Annotated in this window: 18 protein-coding genes; 11 read left to right on the top strand and 7 right to left on the bottom strand. The window is 55.1% G+C overall.

Annotated elements, in window-relative coordinates; genetic code table 11:
* Positions 1–4 precede the first annotated feature (4 nt).
* From J1781_RS22560 to J1781_RS22530, 7 genes are all read left to right on the top strand, one after another.
* On the top strand, positions 5–886 hold the full coding sequence (locus J1781_RS22560; RefSeq protein WP_217234232.1) for an ABC transporter permease: 882 nt from the start codon (positions 5–7) through the stop codon (positions 884–886).
* Positions 886–1,671 (top strand): ABC transporter ATP-binding protein, encoded by a 786-nt coding sequence (locus tag J1781_RS22555; protein WP_217234231.1) that lies wholly within the window; start codon positions 886–888, stop codon positions 1,669–1,671. The genes J1781_RS22560 and J1781_RS22555 overlap by 1 nt, the downstream gene beginning before the upstream one ends.
* A 123-nt stretch (positions 1,672–1,794) precedes the next feature.
* On the top strand, positions 1,795–3,345 hold the full coding sequence (hutH, locus tag J1781_RS22550; RefSeq protein ID WP_129951246.1) for a histidine ammonia-lyase: 1,551 nt from the start codon (positions 1,795–1,797) through the stop codon (positions 3,343–3,345).
* Between the two features lie 58 nt (positions 3,346–3,403).
* On the top strand, positions 3,404–5,101 hold the full coding sequence (gene hutU, locus J1781_RS22545) for a urocanate hydratase (protein ID WP_217138621.1): 1,698 nt from the start codon (positions 3,404–3,406) through the stop codon (positions 5,099–5,101).
* 164 nt (positions 5,102–5,265) lie between these two features.
* On the top strand, positions 5,266–6,432 hold the full coding sequence (hisC, locus tag J1781_RS22540) for a histidinol-phosphate transaminase (protein WP_217234230.1): 1,167 nt from the start codon (positions 5,266–5,268) through the stop codon (positions 6,430–6,432).
* Entirely contained in the window at positions 6,405–7,577 is a 1,173-nt protein-coding gene (locus J1781_RS22535) for an alpha-hydroxy acid oxidase (RefSeq protein WP_205951547.1), read from the top strand. Before hisC ends, J1781_RS22535 begins: the two co-directional genes overlap by 28 nt.
* 75 nt (positions 7,578–7,652) lie before the next feature.
* The gene (locus tag J1781_RS22530; protein ID WP_217234229.1) at positions 7,653–8,750 is read left to right on the top strand and encodes an iron-containing alcohol dehydrogenase family protein; all 1,098 of its coding nucleotides are present in this window, start codon (positions 7,653–7,655) and stop codon (positions 8,748–8,750) included.
* A gap of 347 nt (positions 8,751–9,097) precedes the next feature.
* Here the strand turns inward: J1781_RS22530 and J1781_RS22525 are convergent, their stop codons facing one another.
* From J1781_RS22525 to J1781_RS22495, 7 genes are all read right to left on the bottom strand, one after another.
* On the bottom strand, positions 9,098–9,868 hold the full coding sequence (locus J1781_RS22525) for an SDR family NAD(P)-dependent oxidoreductase (RefSeq protein ID WP_129951251.1): 771 nt from the start codon (positions 9,866–9,868) through the stop codon (positions 9,098–9,100).
* On the bottom strand, positions 9,865–11,190 hold the full coding sequence (locus tag J1781_RS22520; protein WP_217234274.1) for a hypothetical protein: 1,326 nt from the start codon (positions 11,188–11,190) through the stop codon (positions 9,865–9,867). The genes J1781_RS22525 and J1781_RS22520 overlap by 4 nt, the downstream gene beginning before the upstream one ends.
* Before the next feature lie 2 nt (positions 11,191–11,192).
* On the bottom strand, positions 11,193–12,533 hold the full coding sequence (gene hisD, locus J1781_RS22515; RefSeq protein WP_129951252.1) for a histidinol dehydrogenase: 1,341 nt from the start codon (positions 12,531–12,533) through the stop codon (positions 11,193–11,195).
* Between the two features lie 16 nt (positions 12,534–12,549).
* On the bottom strand, positions 12,550–13,320 hold the full coding sequence (locus J1781_RS22510; protein WP_129951253.1) for an ABC transporter ATP-binding protein: 771 nt from the start codon (positions 13,318–13,320) through the stop codon (positions 12,550–12,552).
* Positions 13,320–14,129, bottom strand: a complete 810-nt coding sequence (locus J1781_RS22505) for an ABC transporter permease (protein WP_129951254.1) — start codon at positions 14,127–14,129, stop codon at positions 13,320–13,322. Before J1781_RS22505 ends, J1781_RS22510 begins: the two co-directional genes overlap by 1 nt.
* Positions 14,126–15,133 (bottom strand): ABC transporter substrate-binding protein, encoded by a 1,008-nt coding sequence (locus tag J1781_RS22500; RefSeq protein WP_217234228.1) that lies wholly within the window; start codon positions 15,131–15,133, stop codon positions 14,126–14,128. The genes J1781_RS22505 and J1781_RS22500 overlap by 4 nt, the downstream gene beginning before the upstream one ends.
* A gap of 274 nt (positions 15,134–15,407) precedes the next feature.
* The gene (locus J1781_RS22495; RefSeq protein ID WP_129990732.1) at positions 15,408–16,388 is read right to left on the bottom strand and encodes a LysR family transcriptional regulator; all 981 of its coding nucleotides are present in this window, start codon (positions 16,386–16,388) and stop codon (positions 15,408–15,410) included.
* 187 nt (positions 16,389–16,575) lie between these two features.
* Between J1781_RS22495 and argH the strand changes: the two genes are divergently transcribed.
* Genes argH through J1781_RS22475 form a run of 4 tightly spaced genes read left to right on the top strand, consistent with a single transcriptional unit; the run spans position 16,576 to position 20,532 of the window.
* Positions 16,576–18,003, top strand: a complete 1,428-nt coding sequence (argH, locus tag J1781_RS22490) for an argininosuccinate lyase (RefSeq protein WP_217219945.1) — start codon at positions 16,576–16,578, stop codon at positions 18,001–18,003.
* 18 nt (positions 18,004–18,021) lie between these two features.
* Positions 18,022–18,894, top strand: coding sequence for an amino acid ABC transporter permease (locus J1781_RS22485; RefSeq protein ID WP_129951258.1), 873 nt, complete (start codon positions 18,022–18,024; stop codon positions 18,892–18,894).
* Between the two features lie 13 nt (positions 18,895–18,907).
* On the top strand, positions 18,908–19,672 hold the full coding sequence (locus J1781_RS22480) for an amino acid ABC transporter ATP-binding protein (RefSeq protein ID WP_129951259.1): 765 nt from the start codon (positions 18,908–18,910) through the stop codon (positions 19,670–19,672).
* Between the two features lie 38 nt (positions 19,673–19,710).
* The gene (locus J1781_RS22475) at positions 19,711–20,532 is read left to right on the top strand and encodes an ABC transporter substrate-binding protein (protein ID WP_217234227.1); all 822 of its coding nucleotides are present in this window, start codon (positions 19,711–19,713) and stop codon (positions 20,530–20,532) included.
* Positions 20,533–20,546: the final 14 nt, after the last annotated feature.

Raw genomic sequence — 20,546 nt, 5'->3', positions numbered from 1 at the left:
CGATATGAACAGTCCTGTCAGTCAGGCAGCAGAACAACAGATAACAGCGCAGTCAGTTCTACGTGAGCCGGCACCGTTGCCCGCAAGCAAAAAAGTCTGGCATAACCCGATGATGGTGCCTTTGCGCCCGGTAGACTCACGGCGTCGATGGTTTCTCGGGTTCTGTTTTTTTGTGCTGTTTTTTGCCGTATGGGCGCTGGTGACGTTTACCGGCCTCGTTTCCGCAACATTCCTCGCCAGCCCGGCGAGCATGTTGCAGGAAGGGATTTTACTGTTTACCGATTTTGATTTTACGACCGACATCGGCATGACGGTAATGCGCGTGCTGGGCGGCTTTATTCTGGCCTGCGTTATTGCCGTTCCGCTCGGGATCCTCATGGGATCTTACAAACTGATCGAAGCCTTTTTCGAGCCGTTTGTGTCGTTTTGTCGTTATCTGCCTGCCTCAGCGTTTGTGCCGTTGCTGATCCTGTGGGCGGGTATCGGTGAAATGCAGAAAATACTGGTGATTTTCATCGGCTCTTTCTTCCAGATAACCCTGATGGTGGCGGTGACTGTCGGGGCAGCACGGCGTGATCTGGTCGAAGCTGCGTATACATTAGGCGCAACCAACCGGAGTGTTGTGCGCCGGGTAATCATTCCCGGTGCGGCACCGGAAATAGCCGAGTTGCTGCGCCTCGTGCTTGGCTGGGCGTGGACTTACGTGATTGTGGCAGAGCTTATCGGCTCTTCAAGCGGTATCGGTCATATGATTGTTAACAGCCAGGCGCTGCTCAATACCGGGCAAATGATCTTCGGCATTATCGTGATTGGTTGCATTGGTTTGCTCTCCGATCTGTTGTTCAAAGCGGCCAACCGTCGCCTGTTTGTATGGAGTTCATTGTGATGAGCCATCCGAAACTGAGTGTCCGTCAGGTTGAACGTATATTTACCGGTCCGCAGGGTGAGAAAACACAGGCGCTGTTACCGGTGGATTATCAGGTTAATGAAAACGACTTTATCACCATCCTCGGGCCCTCAGGCTGCGGTAAATCTACATTACTGCGTATTGTTGCCGGGCTGGATCAACCGACGCGTGGCGAAGTGTGGTTAGACGGTGAACGCGTGGAGGGACCCGGTGCCGATCGTGGCATGGTTTTTCAAAGTTATACCTTGTTCCCCTGGCTGACCGTTGAGCAAAACATCTGTTTTGGTTTGCAGGAGCGTGGTGTAAGTAAGGCAGCGCAAAAAGAACGCAGCGACTACTTTATTCATAAGGTCGGGCTGCGGGGTTTCGAGCAGCATTTCCCGCGTCAGCTTTCCGGCGGGATGCAGCAACGCACCGCCATCGCCCGCGCGCTGGCGAATGATCCAAAAATTTTGCTGATGGATGAGCCTTTTGGCGCCCTGGATAACCAGACCCGCGTGATGATGCAGGAACTGCTGTTATCGATCTGGGAATCCTCACGCAAAACCGTGTTGTTCGTGACGCACGATATTGATGAAGCCATTTTTATGGCTAACAAAGTGGCGATTTTCAGTGCGCGACCGGGGCGGATCAAAACCGAGGTGGCGGTTAATTTCCCGCATCCGCGGGACTATACCCTGAAAACCTCGCCGGAATTTATGGCGCTGAAAGCGCTGGTTACCGAAGAAATTCGGACCGAAACGATGCAGACAATCGAACACTGATTTCGTTGCCATGTGTCTGCAGATAACAGGTTTTTGATTCGTCATGTAATGCATATATACCCGGCGGGCTGAGTCCTTCGCCGGGTTTACTTCCGGTTTAACTTGTCTATACAGGAATAGATTATGGCTTCTTCATCCCATGTGTTAACCCTTTGCCGCCTGCAACCGGGTCATGTTGATCTGCCGATGCTGCGCAAGATTTATCAGGGCAATGTTCGCCTTGAACTGGCTGAGGAGGCGCGCGCGGGCGTGCTGGCGTCACAGGAAACGGTCACCCGCATTGTTGAATCAGGAAAAGTGGTTTACGGCATCAATACCGGTTTCGGCAAGCTGGCCCAAACGCGTATTCCGGCGGAACGTCTGGCGGAACTGCAACGCAATCTGGTGTTGTCACACAGCGTCGGGATCGGCAAGGATCTGGCGGATAACGTGGTGCGTCTGGTGATGGCGACCAAAGTGCTGAGTCTGTCGCGCGGCCATTCCGGTATCCGTATTGAGATTATCGATGCGCTGATTGCTTTGTTTAATGCCGGGGTTTATCCCTGTATTCCTGAGAAAGGCTCTGTGGGTGCATCCGGTGACTTAGCACCGCTGGCACATCTTTCCCTGATGCTGATTGGCGAGGGTCAGGTTACGGCACAAGGCGTAAAAATGTCGGCAACTGACGGTCTGGCGACGGCGGGTCTGAAGCCGTTTGAACTCGGTCCGAAAGAAGGGCTGGCACTGCTGAACGGCACTCAGGTTTCCACTTCTCTTGCACTGTCCGGCCTGTTTGAGGCCGAACGTGTATTTTCTGCCGGGCTGGTGGCGGGCGCATTGTCGCTCGAAGCGATTAAAGGTTCAGTGAAACCGCTGGATGCGCGGATTCACGAAGCCCGGGGGCAGCAGGGGCAGATGGGGGTTGCAGCCGCGTTGACCGCTATTCTCTCAGGTAGTGACATTGTCACGTCTCATGCGGATTGCGGTCGGGTACAGGATCCTTACTCCATCCGCTGTGTACCGCAGGTGATGGGGGCCTGTCTGGATAATCTGCACCACGCTGCGCGCATTCTGCGCATCGAAGCGAATGCGGCCTCCGATAACCCGCTGGTATTTTCCGAAAACGGTGATGTGATTTCCGGTGGTAACTTCCATGCCGAACCGGTGGCTTTTGCCGCCGATATCATTGCGCTGGCCGTCGCTGAGATCGGTGCGATTTCCGAACGCCGTATGGCGCTGCTGCTCGATACCGGGCTTTCCGGTTTGCCTGCGTTTCTGGTTAATGACGGTGGTGTGAATTCAGGTTTCATGATTGCGCAGGTTACCGCAGCGGCTCTGGCGTCGGAAAACAAATCGCTGGCGCATCCGGGCAGCGTTGACAGCCTGCCGACTTCGGCGAATCAGGAAGATCATGTATCCATGGCCACCTATGCCGCCCGCCGTCTGGGGGACATGTGTTTTAACACCAGTGTGGTCGTAGGCATAGAAGCGATGGCCGCCGCACAAGGTATTGATTTCCATCGTCCGCTGCGCAGTTCAGCCACGCTGGAAAATGAAATGAAAGCGATCCGTGAAAACGTAGCGTTTCTTGAAAAAGACCGCCTGATGGCACCGGACGTTGAAATGATGCGTCTTTGGGCTTCCCGCGAGCATTGGCCTGCTGCGATTGAAGCGCTGCTGCCAAGCTTTGCCTGAGCAATTTTGTCTTATACCGACTGATTTATAACCCCTTATTTTAGAGAAGGAAACGACGATGAACGCTCCACAAAAAACGGCCGTTGCCCGCGTTATCCGTGCGCCACAGGGCACGGAACTGAGCTGTCAGAACTGGCTGATTGAAGCGGCATACCGCATGATCCAGAACAATCTCGATCCGGATGTCGCTGAGCGTCCGGAAGATCTGGTGGTTTATGGCGGTATCGGTAAAGCGGCGCGCAACTGGCCGGCGTTTGAAGGCATTCTCGACAGTTTACGTAAGCTGCGTGAAGACGAAACGCTGCTGGTGCAATCCGGCAAGCCGGTCGGCGTTTTCCGCACGCATACCGATGCACCGCGCGTGCTGATTGCCAATTCCAACATTGTCCCGCACTGGGCAAACTGGGATCACTTTCATGAACTGGATAAAGCCGGCCTGATGATGTACGGCCAGATGACTGCCGGTTCCTGGATTTATATCGGTGCGCAGGGCATCGTGCAGGGCACTTATGAAACCTTCGCGGAAGCAGGGCGTCAACATTACAACAGTGACCTGCGTGGCAAATGGATCCTGACGGCCGGTCTGGGCGGCATGGGCGGCGCTCAGCCACTGGCTGGCGTACTGGCCGGAGCCTGCGTGCTGGCGATTGAATGCCAGGAGTCGCGCATCGATTTCCGTCTGCGCACCCGTTATCTCGATTACAAAGCACACAGCATTGATGAAGCGCTGGCCATGATTGAAAAAGCCTGCGCTGAGAAAAAAGCCATTTCCGTCGGCCTGCTGGGCAATGCCGCAGAGGTGATGCCACAACTGGTTGCCCGCGCGAAAGAAGGCGGTCTGCGCCCGGATATTGTCACTGATCAGACCTCGGCACATGATCCGTTGAACGGTTACCTGCCGGAAGGCTGGAGCCTGGAAAAATGGCAGGATGCGCGGCAGGCAGATCCGCAATCGGTGGTGAAAGCTGCCCGTGCGTCAATGGCCAGACATGTTCAGGCAATGCTCGATTTTCATGCTATGGGCATTCCGACTGTCGATTATGGCAACAACATCCGTCAGGTTGCCAAAGACGAAGGCGTGGAAAATGCCTTTGATTTTCCGGGCTTTGTGCCGGCCTATATCCGTCCGCTATTCTGCGAAGGTAAAGGTCCGTTCCGCTGGGTGGCGCTTTCCGGTGACCCGGAAGATATCTACAAAACCGACGCAAAACTGAAGGAACTGTTCCCGGACAACGCAAACCTCATCAACTGGCTGGATATGGCGCGTGAACGCATTGCCTTCCAGGGGTTACCGGCGCGGATCTGCTGGCTGGGTCTTGGCGAGCGCCACCTTGCCGGTCTGGCATTCAATGAAATGGTCCGTAACGGTGAACTGAAAGCACCGGTTGTTATCGGTCGTGACCATCTCGACACCGGTTCTGTTGCCTCACCAAACCGTGAAACGGAAGCCATGAAAGACGGTTCTGATGCGGTTTCTGACTGGCCGCTGCTGAATGCATTGCTTAATACGGCGGGCGGCGCAACCTGGGTGAGTCTGCATCACGGCGGTGGCGTCGGAATGGGATTCTCACAGCACGCCGGAATGGTGATCGTTGCTGACGGTACCCGAGAAGCAGATGCCCGTCTTGAACGTGTGCTGTGGAATGACCCGGCGACAGGGGTGATGCGCCATGCAGATGCTGGCTATGAACAGGCACAAGACTGTGCTGAACGCCATCATCTGAATTTGCCGATGCTTGGCAAGTCATCACTGTAAGTGATTAATACGTCAGGAAATTAAATTGAACAATACTCACGGGCAGCGGCGCAGGCCGTTGCCCGTTTTGTTTCTAAAGTATTCGGAAAATGCTGTAAAAAGAGGCGTAAAACACCGCTGATTTACGGCATACTCGGGAGCAACTTAGCAGCGTGAGGTGAATAATGGCTTCAGATCTGGCAGTTTCTGATTCGGTATTTGAAAAGCAGCAACAGCTCCTGGAAAAACTGGCAAGGCCCGCAGCACGGTCGCTGAGCGCTTATAACGCCGGGCTTGCGGCAGAGGCTGTGCAAAAAAAATATGGCGTGACGCATGTTGCCAAACTGGCCAGTAATGAAAATCCGTTGGGTGCCAGTCCGCTGGCGAGGGCCGCATTAGAAGCGGACGCCTGTTTCAGTGCGATTTATTCTGATGCATCAAGCATGGCGCTGCGTGATGCGCTGGCCGCAGATACCGGGGTGGCAGCCGGAAATATTGTTATCGGCAACGGTTCGGAAGACATTCTGCATATGCTGGCGCTGGCGTTTCTTAGCCCCGGCGACCGCGTGGTCACGCTGATCCCCTCGTTTGGTTTACATGAAATCTTCCCGCGCATGATGGGTGCCGATGTCACCATGGTGGGTGTTAATGCACAGCAGGAATTTGATATCGAAGCCTGGGAAAACGCGCTGTCCGGACCGGCGAAGATGTTGATTTTCAGCAACCCTTCCAATCCGGTGGGCTGCATGCTCAACCGGGAAGGATTCGCCCGTATCATTAATGCCGCGCCAGCGGATTGTGTGCTGGTGATTGACGAAGCCTATTTCGAATATTGCGAAACCGATCCTGAATACCCTGACAGTCTGCGCGTACTGGCTGACCAGCCACGACCGTGGATCGTGCTGCGGACTTTCTCGAAAGCGTACGGGCTGGCCGGGTTGCGGGTGGGGTATGGTTTAGCCAGTCATCCTGAACTGGTTAACCTGCTGGACAGAGTGCGTACGCCTTTCAACATCAACCGTTCGGCGCAGATCGCTGCCGTGGCGGCATTGCAGGATAAAGATCATGTCCGCGAGAGCATTGCGCTGGTCAGCACGCAGCGCGGACGCGTTGCGACAGAACTTACCGCGCTTGGTTTTAACGTCGCCTCATCGTATGCCAACTTCCTCTTCTTTGATTGCGGCCGCCCGGCCACAGAACTGGCACAACGCTTGCTTAGTTTCGGTGTAATTATCAAACCCTGGCGGGAAACCGGTTATGAAAACTGGATCCGCGTGTCCATCGGTAATGAACAGGATAACCGTCAGTTTATCGACAGCCTGAAATGTATCCTGGCGGAGGGGGCAGCGTGAAACGTGTTGCGCTGAACATTGACGATTTGCGCCGGCAGGCGAAATGCGCATTGCCCCGTTTTGCATTCAGCTATGTCGAAGGCGGGGCGGATGATGAACAAACGCTGAAAGACAACCGGGAGATTTTCGGGCGCTGGCGCTTTATTCCGCCGGTGCTGAACGATTCCAGCCAGCGCGATTTATCCGTCACGGTGTGCGGACAGCGCCTTTCAGCGCCGTTGCTGATTGCGCCGACCGGCTATAACGGCATGTTGCGTTTCGGTGCGGATGCCATGCTGGCCCGTACAGCGAAACATGCGGGTATCGGTTATATCCAGAGCACCGTTTCAACTGCATCGGTTGAAGAAATCGCGGCAGAAAACCTGCCGCAGCATTGGTTTCAGTTGTATGTGCTCAAAGACCGTGCCGTCACTGCCGGACTTTTGGCGCGCGCGAAAGCGGCCGGTTGCACCACGCTGGTGGTCTCGGTTGATGCGGTGCATTTCGGTAACCGTGAAAAAGATAAGCGTAATTACCGGCGGCCAATGAAGCTATCGCTTTGGAGCATGCTTGATGTTGCGCTGCATCCGGGTTGGGTATGGCGAACCTTAAAACCGGCGGGAATGCCTGGGTTCGGTAATCTCAAACCCTATGTTCCGGCGGATAAGCAACGCGGGGCGGGTGGGGCGAGCTACTTCTCGGCGCAGATGGATACCCGTCTCAGTTGGGAAACTCTGCGCTGGATCCGCAGTCAGTGGCAGGGTGCCTTGTTGATCAAAGGGATCCTGGCGCCGGAAGATGCACAACTTGCTTTTGCGAGCGGAGCCGATGGCATTGTGCTGTCAAACCACGGCGGACGTCAGCTTGACGGCTCGGTGAGTGCGCTCGAAGTGCTGCCGGATATCCGGACACTGTGCGGTTCGCAGGCGACGATCCTTATTGACAGTGGCTTTCGCCGTGGCACTGATGTCGTGAAAGCACTGGCGCTCGGTGCGGATGCGGTCCTGCTCGGCAGACCGATGCTGTATGGCGTCGCCGCAGCCGGTGAGGCGGGTGCGCAACGGGCACTGGAGATTATTTTGCAGGAAGTTGACCGCACAATCGCGCAGCTTGGTTGTACGTCGGTCAGCCAGCTGGGGCCGCATTTGTTACGTCTTCAGCCATAAGCAGTTGAATGAACAGAAAGATCCTTTGAGCATTTTCATCCGATCCGTCAAACACAACATTACGAAGAGGCAGTTATGCAGGCACAGAATATTATCTTCCCGGCACAAATTCTGCGCGGGCCCGGTGTTATCTCTCAGCTTGGTGACATTTGCGCACTGCTGGGCACGCGTGCGCTGGTGATTGGCGGGCATCAGTCACTGGCCGTCGTGGGGGATAAAATCCGTCATCAGCTGGAAGGTTCTGCCGTGGAACTTGCCGGCAGTGAATGGTTCGGCGGTGAAAGCAGCGAGCGTCATATCAGCCGTCTGGCGAAAATCGTTAAAGATAAAAAAGCCGATATCGTGATTGGCGTGGGCGGCGGTAAATCTCTTGATACCTGTAAAGCGGTTGGCGCAGAAACTAACGTGCCGGTCGTCACGATCCCAACGATTGCTGCGACCTGCGCGGCCGTCACACCGCTGACCATCCGTTATCACGACGACGGTCATTTCCGGGATTTATTCCCGCTGTCACAGGCACCGGCTGCAGTGATTATCGACAGCGAAATTCTGGCCGCTTCACCTTTGCGCTGGCTGGCGGCTGGACTTGGGGACACGCTGGCGAAATGGTATGAATTTCGTGCCATCAGCACTCATCACGGTCAACTGAGCGGCGTCGCACGTTCTTCCAGTGCCAACAGCCGGATCTGCTATGACCTGATCGCATCTTTCGGCCCTGCTGCCTGCGACGCGGTCCGTGCCGGTAAACCGAACGCCGAACTTGATCAGGTGCTTGATGCCATTTTCATGTTTGCGGGCCTGACATCGCTGATGAGCAGCGGGGCGCACGCCGCTGCTTCCCACGCCATCTATGAAGGTTTTACGGTGTGTGATAAAACCCGCGAATTTGGCCACGGCCTGCTGGTCGGTTTCGGCAACCTGTGTCTGCTGGCGCTGGAAAACCGCAGCAATGAGGAATTGCTGGAAGCGATCAAACTTGCTCAGGCCTGCGCGGTGCCGCTGCGTCTGAGTGAGATAGCAGATCTCAATGAGGATGAGCTGGAAAGTATTGTGCAGGCATCACTGCACGCGCCGGATATGGAGAATATGCCGGGGCAGGTGACGGCAGAGACGTTGTATGCGGCGATTTCGCGGGTAGAGAAAATGGCGGATCGGGTTTACCAAGAGAGGTGAGGTTGTGAAGTAGAAGGCTGCGGCCGGTTCCAAAATCACGCCGACGGAGAGGTGAAAAACCGCGTATCTTTTTACGCGGGTTGTAACCCGAACGTAGGGAACCGCGCAGCGGCGGGATTTTGCGGCTATAGCTGTGATACCTGAAACATTGTCAGCGAGCGGAGCACGCAGTTTAAGACGTGGAGATTCCAAAGAGGGCTCGTCATAGCCCTCTTTGGTCGGTTTAGGCATGAGAGGCTGTGTGATAACTGTTATTGAAAAACCGAAATTGTCTCAATCCTGCACTACGCTGCAAGCGAAAAAGCCCTCACGGCAAGTGAGAAACCGCTTCGATGTCCGGTCTGACATCAGATCCCCGCCAGGTATCCCCCGTCCACATACAATACCTGCCCGGTGATATAGGCCGCTGCCGGACTGCTCAGAAACACGGCTGCGCCGATCAAATCATCCAGTTCACCAAATCTTCCCAGCGGGATTTTTGCCTGCATCTGCTGGCACCAGCTGGCGTTATCATAAAACTCAGCGGTGAGATCTGTTTTGAAATATCCCGGCCCGATGCCGTTCACGCGGATGTTTCTGGCGGCCCATTCTGTCGCCAGAGTATGTGTCAGGCCAACCATGGCAGATTTCGATGCACCGTAGGCAGCCGCGCCGGGCACCCCGACCTGGCTGGTCAGGGAACACAGGTTGAGAATGCTGCCGCCGCCGTTTTCAGCCATCAGACGCGCAGCGGCCTGGGCACAGAAAAATGCGCCTTTGAGATTAGTGGTCAGAATGGTATCCCATAGCACTTCGTCAACCTCCATTGAGGGACATAATTGTTCGGTACCGGCATTATTAACCAGCACATCCGGTGGCGCGGACAGGGAGGCGAAAGCGTCGGCAAAGGTGGCGGGTTTTGTGACATCCAGCACCAGCGGTGTGGCATCACCGCCTTGCCGTCGGATCTGCTCACAAACGGTATTCAGGGTGGTGATATCGCGTCCGCTGACCGTCACGCGGGCCCCCGCCTGTGCCATGCCAGCAGCCAGTGCCTGACCGATGCCGCGTGAACTGCCGGTGATCAGCACCCGCCTGCCTTGCAGCGAGAAACGTTGCAGGGAGAAAGGAGATATCATAATGGTTGCTCCGCCGGGCTGATCCCCGCCAGCCAGTCGCTGAATTCATCAGTGTCTTCAACCGGTTCGCTCCCGAGCATCATTGCCATCGCCAGCCCGAGGGCGGAACTGGTCTGTGTATGGCCGCTGAACCCCCCGGCGCGTAAATCAAGGACCAGCGTCGGGCAGCAGAACATGGCGAGCCGGAAAATCCGCTGCCAGTGGGGCGGCAGCCAGCCGCGGCGGGCGAGTTGCGCCAGTAACGGCTGCCAGTATTCCTCACCTTTATCGCGTAAAAATGCGGCGCGCAGCGGGGTTAACTGCCAGTTATGATCGACATATAATGTGTCACCCCGTCTCATGACGGTTACTTTGTAAAGTTCGCCGCAACGGGAAGGCTCATACAACCATAACGGATGGGCAAAAATGTTGTGGAAGGTGGCTTTTATTTCCGCCAGCAGCGCCGGAATATTGCGACCGGCAAACGCCGGGTCGAAGCTGACCAGTTGCGGAATTTCCTCCAAAGTGTCGTACCAGACATTCGCATTATGCGCATCACCGTGCGCGGTAATCACACCGTGGCCAGCCAGCGCTGCCGGTGCCAGGCGGATCCCGGCTTCAGTGAATAATTGCCGCAGGCTGTGCTGATAGGTCACGCCGTTGATCACCCAGCGCAGGTTGCTCAGTGTCTGCCATTCCAGTTCTTCATCTTCCAGACGGAAAGTTTTACCGACATAAAAACGGGCCACACGGCCACCCAAACCGGCAGTGATTTCCGGGTTTTCCGGAGAAATCAGACGGTGATAGAACAACTGATGGACAGGTTCGGCCGCCACCGCACTGACCAGGCCGGGCTTCAGCGTCGGCAGGGTATGGGTCAGAATATCGCGGTCGGCGCGACGCTGCGCTTCTTCAATTTCTGCTTCCTGATCCCACGCCTGTTGTTGTTCGATATCGCGGCAGATGTCTGCCATGCGCCGGTCATGACGCAGGGTGTACATCAGGATCTGCCGCCCCGGCTCGCCGCAGGCATACACCGGCACGTCTACCCGAAAGCCGCTTTCACGCAACAGTTCCGCGTTGTAATACTCCTCAATGGTTTTATCTTCGCCTTCTTCATTGTGATATTTGAAGAACAGAGCGCGGCCATCATCAAGGGTCACGGTGCCGTTGAGGGAGTTGAGGCTGTACTGATCGCGGTTGATGGTTAGCTGACCGGCTGCCACGCCGGTCACTTCGCCGATAAGCTGGCGCAAAACGTCCGCCGCCTGCTGCCATTCTCCCGCCTGCACTAACTGACGCGCCTGCGCGGCCAGCGGTTCACTGCCCGTCATATTGCTCATCATTACTGGCCTTTTTTGTTGAGGATCTCAGTGCGTAATGCCGATACCGCCAGCGCGTGGCCGGGGAATCCCTCATACAACGCAAAGGCGTGCGCTTTATCGGCCAGCGGCTGATAGCCTTCGCGGGTGACGTAGCCTACGGAGATCCGTTTCATGTAATCGAATACAGACAAAGGTCCGACAGTTTTGGCGGCACCGTTAGTCGGCAGAACCGCATTCGGTCCGAGAACGAAATTGCCCAGCGTGATCGGCGTGTAATTACCGAGCAGTATTTCACCGGCATTACGGATTTTGCCCATGACAGCCATCGGTTCCTCGGCCAGAATTTCCAGATGCTCCGGCGCGTACTGATTAACAAATTCAACGGCGGCGGCGAAATCTTCGGTCAGCACTACGCCGCCATGCGTTCCGCACAATACGGCCTGGGAGAATCCGGCCCGTTTTTCGTCGAGCTGTGCCCAGTAACCGGGCAGTGCGGCGATGGCCTGTTCCGCGACCCGACGGCTGCTGGTGACCAGATACGCCGAAGAATCCGGGCCATGTTCAGACTCGATAATCAGATCCAGCGCCGCCAGCGCGCCGTCCACACTGTCATCAGCGAGGATCAGACTTTCGCTCGGACCGGCCGGAACGCCGGGGTCGATAAGACCGGAAAGCTGACGTTTGGCCGCCACCACCCACGGGCTGCCGGGGCCGACAATTTTCAGGCATTTCGGCACGGTTTCAGTACCGAACGCCACGGCGGCCACGCCCTGTGCGCCGCCGCATTTGTACACTTCGGTGATGCCAACCAGACGTGCGGCCACCAGCGTGGCGTCATCGACTTTACCATCCGGCCCCGGCGGGGTAATGACAATGGCGCGTTTTACGCCTGCCACCACCGCCGGAATGGTGGTCATCAGTAATACGCTCGGGAATGAGCCTTTACCGCGTGGCACGTAACATGCGACGGAATCGATCGGCACATGCCGGTCACCGGCAAACGCGCCCGGGCGGATTTCTTTCATCCACATATCTTCCGGTTTTTGTGCTTCATGGAACGCACGGACGTTTTCGACGGCGAAGCGGATCGATTCCACCACCTGCGGATCGAGGCGTTCGAATGCCGTTTCGAATTCCGTGTCTTCCGCCAGAATGCTCATATGCGGCACGCTAACGCCGTCGAAATCGCGGGCAAAACGGCGCAGGGCGGCATCACCTTCGGTACGCACCGCTTCAATGATCGGCGCGACGCGCTCGGTGAAAAAGGATAAATCGGCTTCTGTACGTTTGAACAACTCCGCTGGCAGTTCGGAAGAACCACTCAGATCATGAAAAGTCACGGCTTGAAAAGGTGCAGACATGGTCAATCTCCGGTTATCAGGCCAGTGCAGCGCGGGGATGGCCGCTGCGGATAGTATGCAGAACCTGGCGTTGCAGGTCGGTGAATTCAGGGCTGGCGGTCAGTTCCTCACGACGCGGACGGGGTAGCGGCACGTTGTAAGTCGCCGCAATCGTGCCGGGGCCCATCACCACAATACGGTCAGACAGATACACCGCTTCTTCAATATCGTGTGTGACGAACATGACGGTCAGCCGGTGCTGTTCCCAGATGCCGGTCAGTAATTCCTGCATCTGGTGGCGGGTCATGGCATCCAGCGCGCCAAAGGGTTCATCCATCAGTAAGATTTTAGGGCGGTAAGACAGTGCACGGGCGATGGCGACGCGCTGTTTCATGCCGCCGGAAAGCTCCGCTGGCCAGGCATCAGCAAACGATGTCAGTTGCACCAGTTCGAGATGCTCACTGGCCTTTTCACGACATTGTGCGCGGCTGAATCCGGCGGCTTTCAGCGCAAACTCAATGTTTTGGCGCGCCGTCAGCCAGGGCAGCAGGGTGTATGACTGAAACACCACGCCACGGTCAATGCCCGCGCCGCGAATGGTTTTGCCGTCCACCTGAACGTCGCCGCTGTCGTAATCTTCAAGCCCGGCCGCAATAGACAACAACGTACTTTTACCGCAGCCGGACGTACCGACCACCGAAACAAATTCATTGTCTGCCAGCGTCAGGCTGATGTCGTGCAATACCTCGCGCGTTTGCCTGCCAACCTGAAAACTTTTGTGCAGATGGGAAATGGTTAACACCGACATCAGGCACGCCTCTTGTTGTAGCGGAACAGTACGCGCTCCAGTGCACGCATGATCTGATCGCTGATTAAACCCAGAATACCCAGCAGCAGGATGTAACCGATGATGGTGTCAGTTTGGAAGAAACGTTGCGACACCACGATGCGGTAACCGAGGCCCGAAGTGGATGCCACCAGTTCGGCCAGCACCAGCCACGTCCACGCCCAGCCAAGACTGATGCGCAGGGCATCCCAGATGCCCGGCAGTGCGCCCGGTAACACGATACGGAACAGGATTTTGCGATCCGGCATGCCTAACGTGCGGCCTAAACCGACAAAATCGCCGGGTACCCGTTTCACGGCGTCAATCACCATCAGAACCTGCTGGAAGAAGGTGCCGATCCAGATAATCAGGAATTTTTGTACATCGTCAGTGCCGGTCCACAGAATGGTCAGCGGTACAAACGCCACCACCGGCATATAACGGATGAAATCCACCAGCGGTTCGGTCAGCGCTTTGAAGAAGCCGTAGCAGCCCGCCAGCACACCAATCACAATCGACATCACCGAGGAGATTGCGAAGGCAATACTGATGCGGTACAGGCTGCTTTTAATGTCGCTCCACAGCGTGCCGTCCTGCGCCAGACTGACCATCTTCAGCCAGACATCGGTCAGTTTGGGCAGGAAAATCGGCGGGATCGCGCCGCTGCGGGTTGCCAGTCCCCAGGCAAGAAACAGGACCACGAACAGCGCCACGGCGATGCCGACGAACAATTTGCGCGACGGCAGGCGGCCAATCACCATCAGATTGAGCGGTTTACGACGTGAACTCATGGCTGGCTGTTCACGAAGCTGGCGTCAATCACTTGCGCAGCCGTCACCGGTTTTGGAATAAGCCCGGCGGCCGTGGCAGCTTTGAGCACGTGCGCAAAGGTCTGGTCGGAGAAGGAATGGCTGAGTACCTGTTTGTTTTCCGCCAGCGAGTAATATTTCACGCCGTCAAACGCGGTTTCCAGATCAGCCGGTGTTGCGCCAACCGCTTTGGCGATGATGGCGCGATCCGCCGTGGTATTGGCCTGATAGTGGGTGAGGGCGGCGTCCCAGCTTTTAATCAGGGCGGCGATTTGCCCCGGTTTTTCTTTCAGCACCGAATCACGCACCACCAGCACATCGCCAATCAGTCCGGGATCGGAAGAGCCGCTGTAGAGCATTTTCAGTGACGGGTCCTGCTTTTTCGCGGCAGAAATATAGGGTTCGTAAGTCACGGCGGCAGTCACACGTTTAGCGATCAGCGCGCTGCCCGCTGAATCGGCTGGCATCGGCACTGGTGTGATATCACTCCATTTCAGACCGGCGGCATTCACCGCACTGTGCAGTAAAATATCGCTGGTCGTGCCTTCTTCAAAGGCTATCTGTTTGCCTTTCAGATCCTTAAGGGTAGTGATGTCTTTGCCGACCAGCAGAGCGTCAGCGGTTTCACTTTGATCCAGCAACAGCACGACTTTTATGGGTAAACCGGCGGACACCATCGCCATTGCGGTATGTGTGGCAATATTTGCACCGTCAATCTGGCCGCTGGCTAAAGCGGCGTTGATGTCTTTATCTTCGGCGAAGTTAACGATATCGACCTTTTCCAGCCCCTGCTGTTTAAAAATGCCCTGACTTTGCGCGACATGCCACTGGCCGTAACCCAGCCAGGGCTCAATGCCCATTTTGAAGGTGCCCGCTTCGGGTGCAGCGGCTGAGGCGCTCAGGCTGAATGTGCCGAGGGCACTAAGGCAGCAGGCCAGTGCCAGTTTGTTTTTGAAAAAGCCCGTAAGGGTCTGAGAAGGTGACATAATTTCCTCGCTTGGTGTGGGAAGAGAAAAAGACGGCTAATAAAAATCCTAATGTGCAACCCTGTATAGACAAGCTGATAAAGCAATTACCACGCCACAGTTGAAATCGCGGAAGGAAATCATGCAGGGCATTGATGTTATACATTTTTAGATAATTGATGAGAAGAAGGTAAACGAATTTATAATTAAAAGTGATAATGTGCACCACAACATGACTTTCTTTGCTCTCTCAGGGTGCAGGAAAAGCGATTGTGCCCTAATAGCGCACAGGGTTTCAGCTGGCTCTGGCTTCAGGAACGGGGATTAATGCCTGTTTAAGTGCATTGGAGAATAAAGTCATTACAGAATTAAAAGGTGCACCTTTTTTCAGTACCAGACTGAACGGTGTAGCGATCTCAATATTATCCGGCATCAGGGCGCGAAGCTTTTGTCCTCCCATAAAGGCACTGGCATAATGTTCCGGCAGAAATCCGAGATAATTCCCCGTCATCAGTAACATGGTAACGGCTTCGACTTGTACCGCAATAGCATGCGAGGAAGTGACATCCGAAAAGATATTTTTCTTGCTGTGATTAGCATAAAAATGATTCACCATTTGTGATGATTTGATCTGCGACTCTTTTATTTCACTGGCAGGAACACTGAACAGCGGGTGTTTATTTCCGCAATAAAGGTAGGCCATTTCGTGATAGAGAAAGTAATAATCAAACTCGGGTTTTTCCTGATATACCGGCATAATACCGCAGGTGAAACGTCCGTCGATAATCCCGCGTTCAATCTCGTCCAGCTGGGTGGCGTGCAGGCGTATACTGACCTTCGGAGCCTGGCGATAAATCTCGCCTAATGCACTGATTACCGGCGATTGCGGGTCGGTGATGGTGTTATCGATAATACCAATGTTCAGCTCGCCGAACAGCTCGTGACGGGCGTGATTGAGTTTGTCGCGAAACTGATTAATGGATGAAAATAAATCCAGGCATGCCTGATAAGCCACTTTACCGTGTTCGGTTAAATAAAATCCTTCGCGCCCCCGGGTACAAAGTTTCATGCCAAAACGGATTTCGAGATCAGAGATTTGTTTGCTGATCGCCGCGAGTCCAATATTCAGTTCGTTGCATGCTGCGGTAAAGCCACCGGCTTCCACCACGGTTTTAAAGACGCGCAAAAGCTTTAAATCGGCGACGCCAAGGTTGTGCTGATTAATATCACTTTTTGCGGGTGATGTGTTTCCTGATTTGGAAAGTGGACTTTCCATAATTAATATTTACCCCCGCCTTTAAAATCTACAATATCAAATTCACCTAGCCTCACTCGTTATTACTTTGCAAGCCCGGATTGTTCAGTGCCCTTTGTCATGTGGCCGGAAGGAACTTAATTTCACTCACCGCCAGACATGCTGCCCGAACCAGCTTTGCAACATTTATGCCATACAAGGAAAAAATATGTCACAACAGCCAGAACTGCTTTGGGGAGCCCGTTTTAAACACGGTCCAGCTGCCACCTTAAGCGCGTTATCGCGCAGCCCGGAATATTATTTTTCCCTCGCTGAATATGATCTGGAAGGTTGCCGCGCCCATGCTTATGAATTAAACCGGGCCGGTTTGCTTGATGAAAACGAAACGGTTCTGATGGTCGATGCGATTAAACAACTGGCGAAGGATTTCCGTGCCGGCATTCTTGCGCCGATTCAGGCGGATGAAGACGTGCATACGTTTATCGAACGCAGCCTGACCGGGCGGCTTGGCGAACTCGGCGGCAAATTGCGGGCAGGGCGCTCACGTAATGATCAGACCGCTAACGATTTACGTCTCTACCTGCGCGATAACGCCCGCAAGATTGTGGCGGCCCTGCTCGGACTTCAGACCGCACTGGTGAAGCAGGCGGAACAGCATATTCATACACTGGCACCGGGTTTTACCCATCTTCAGCAGGCACAGCCGATTGTATTCGGGCATCAGCTGATGGCGCATGCACAGTCATTTTGCCGTGACGTTGAACGTTTTCAGGACTGGGATAAACGTTGTGCACTGTCGCCGCTGGGCGCGGCGGCGATGGCCGGTTCAGCCATTGCCCTGCATCCTGAACTTTCCGCCAAAGATCTCGGTTACGACGGTGCCTGCGAGAACTCAATTGATGCCGTGGCCAGCCGTGATCATGTCGCAGAATTCCTGTTTGCAGGCAGTATGCTGAGCGTCAATCTTTCCCGCATCAGTGAAGAAGTGTGCCTGTGGGCCTCGCGCCAGTTCCGCTGGGTTGAGCTCGATGACGGCTACGCCACCGGCAGTTCCATCATGCCGCAGAAGAAAAATCCGGATATTGCTGAACTGACACGCGGTAAAAGTGGCCGGCTGATTGGCAATGTTACTGCCATGCTGAGCACCCTGAAAGGCCTGCCGCTCTCCTATAACCGTGACCTTGTCGAAGACAAACGTAATGCGATGGATACCGTTGAGCAGTTGCTGTTAGTGCTGCCTGCGATGGCGGGCATGATCGACACCATGACCATCAATGTTGAGCGTTTGCGTGAACAGGCTCCGGAAGGTTTTACGCTGGCGACGGAAGTGGCCGACTGGCTTTCGCGTCGTGGTGTGCCGTTCAAGGAAGCTCACGAAATCACCGGCAAACTGGTGCAGGTGTGCGAGCAATACAATCTGGCGCTGCACGAAGTCAGTGATGCGCAGTTACTGGCGGTTGATGCCCGCCTGAGTGCTGATGTACGTGAATGCCTGACACTGGAAGCGGCGATCAACGCCCGCAGCGGTAAGGGTGGCACGGCACCGGTGCGGGTAGCAGAGCAGATTGCGCGGCTGAAAACCCGTCTCGAGGCGCAGGCAAACTGGGTCAATGGTTACGCTGGCCTGTCTTTATAATCGTGCGGGAGAAGCCTGATGACCCTTTACACTAAAACGTCAGAAAGTGCGAAAAGCGCAGAGATTGATCTCAGTGAATATCACGCTGTACCCCAGCGTTATTACGGCCGGATTTTTGCCTCGGCAGTGATCCTGCTGCTGCTGGCGTTGCTGGTGAACGCCTTTGCGCATGGCAAAATCGAATGGCAGTACGTGGCACAGTTTCTCACCGCCAAAGCCATTCTTTTTGGTCTGGGCAATACCATTGTCATGTCAGTGCTGGCGATGGCACTGGGGATCGTGTTCGGCGTGATTATTGCCGTCATGCGCATGTCACAAAACCCGGTGCTGCGCAGCGTGGCAATGGGGTATACGTGGATTTTCCGCGGCACACCGCTGATTTTACAATTGCTGCTGTGGTTTAACCTGGCACTGATTTTTCCGACCATCGCCATTCCCGGCGTATTCAGCCTTCAGACCGTTGACATCATGACGCCGTTCGCCGCCGCACTGCTCGGCCTGAGCATTAATCAGGGCGCGTACACCTCGGAAGTGGTGCGTGCCGGGCTGATTTCGGTCGATCTCGGGCAGTACGAGGCCGCGAAATCCATCGGTATGACCCGCCTGCATGCGCTGCGGCGGATCATTTTGCCGCAGGCAATGCGGGTGATAATCCCGCCCATCGGTAACGAATTCATCAGCATGGTCAAAACCACCAGTCTTGCCAGCATGATCCAGTATTCCGAAGTGCTCTATAACGCACAGACCATTTACTTCGCCAATGCGCGGGTAATGGAACTGCTGTTTGTGGCAGGCATCTGGTATCTGGTGGTGGTGACTGTGCTGTCGCTCGGGCAGAACCGTCTTGAGCGTTATTTTGGCCGTGGCACCCGCCGCCGCACCCGCCACTGACAGGAGCCCGACCATGAAAAGCATTATCAAAGCCGTCAATGTTAATAAGTACTTTGATCAGTTTCAGGCGCTGAAAAACATCAATCTTGAAGTTAAACACGGTGAAGTGATGTGCATCATTGGCCCTTCCGGTTCAGGGAAAAGCACATTTTTGCGCTGCATCAATCAGCTCGAACGCATCGACAGCGGCGGGGTGTGGGTCGATGACGAACTGGTCGGTTACCGCATGGACGGCAAAAAGCTGTACCCGCTTAACGACCGGCAGATTGCCCGTCAGAGGCTGAAAACCGGCATGGTGTTCCAGCGTTTCAATCTGTTCCCGGATAAAACCGCGCTGGAAAATATCATTGAAGGGCCGTGTCAGGTGCTGCTGCGTCCTGTGAAAGAGGCCACACGGGAAGCGATGGCGCTGCTCGAACGTGTCGGGCTGGCGCATAAACGCGATGCTTATCCGCTGGAACTTTCCGGCGGCCAGCAACAACGCGTGGCGATTGCCCGGGCGCTGGCGATGAAACCCAAAGTGATGCTGTTCGATGAACCGACCTCGGCGCTCGATCCTGAGATGGTCGGCGAGGTGCTGGCGGTGATGCGCGGCCTGGCGGCAGAGGGCATGACCATGATTGTGGTCACGCATGAATTAGGTTTCGCGCGGGAAGTGGCAAACCGCGTGGTCTTTATGGACGAAGGCGGAATTATAGAAAGCGGTAATCCGGAAGACATTTTGCTCAACCCGCAAAATCCACGGACGCAGAACTTTATTTCTGCCGTCCTGATCTGACCTTTTTGACGTTAACTTTTGACTATGGGAATGCCTTTATGAAAAAAACATTGTTGTCCCTCATTACCGCCGGCGTCCTGCTGAACGGCGTTGTTTCCGGTGCCGGTGCGGCGGAGCTGAAGCAAAAAGACGAAATCAAAGTGGCGATGATGCCGAACTATCCGCCGCTGGAATTCAAAGATCCCGCCACCGGTAATCTGACCGGTATGGATTACGATCTGGGCACGGAAATCGGCAAACACCTGAACCGCAAAATCAGCTGGCAGGAAATCGGCTTCGAACAGATGGTTAACGCCGTCGCCACTAAACGTGTCGATATGATCTTATCCGGCATGACCGACACCAAACCGCGTCAGGATATCGCGACCTTTGTTGATTACTACAACAGCGGACCGCAGTTCTATACCACCGTCGCGCACAAAGAAATCAATACCATGCTGGACTTGTGTGGCAAAAAAGTCGGCACCAGCCGCCGTACCACATTCCCGGCTGAAATCGCGGCATGGAGCGAAGCCAACTGTGTTCCGGCAGGCAAACCCGCCATTGTGGTGATTGGTGCGGAAGGCACGGCGGATGCACGTACCCAGCTGCGCCAGGGGCGCATTGAAGGCGTGGTGCAGGGCAGCGAAACCCTGCCGTACATCATGAACCTGGAAAAAGACACTTATAAACCACTGGGTAAAGCCTTTGCCTATCAGGTGACCGGCATGGGGATCAGCAAAGACGATCAGCCGCTGATTGATGCGGTGAAAGGTGCGCTGACTGACATGATCGCTGACGGCACTTATCTGAAAATCCTCACCAAATGGGGCCTGCAGGATGGCGCAATCAAAGAAGTGACCATTAACAAAGGCAAATAACCTCAGGCGACGGA

The sequence above is a fragment of the Rahnella perminowiae genome, assembly GCF_019049695.1.
GTDB lineage: Bacteria > Pseudomonadota > Gammaproteobacteria > Enterobacterales > Enterobacteriaceae > Rahnella > Rahnella perminowiae.
This window is presented reverse-complemented; position numbering and strand designations above follow the sequence as displayed.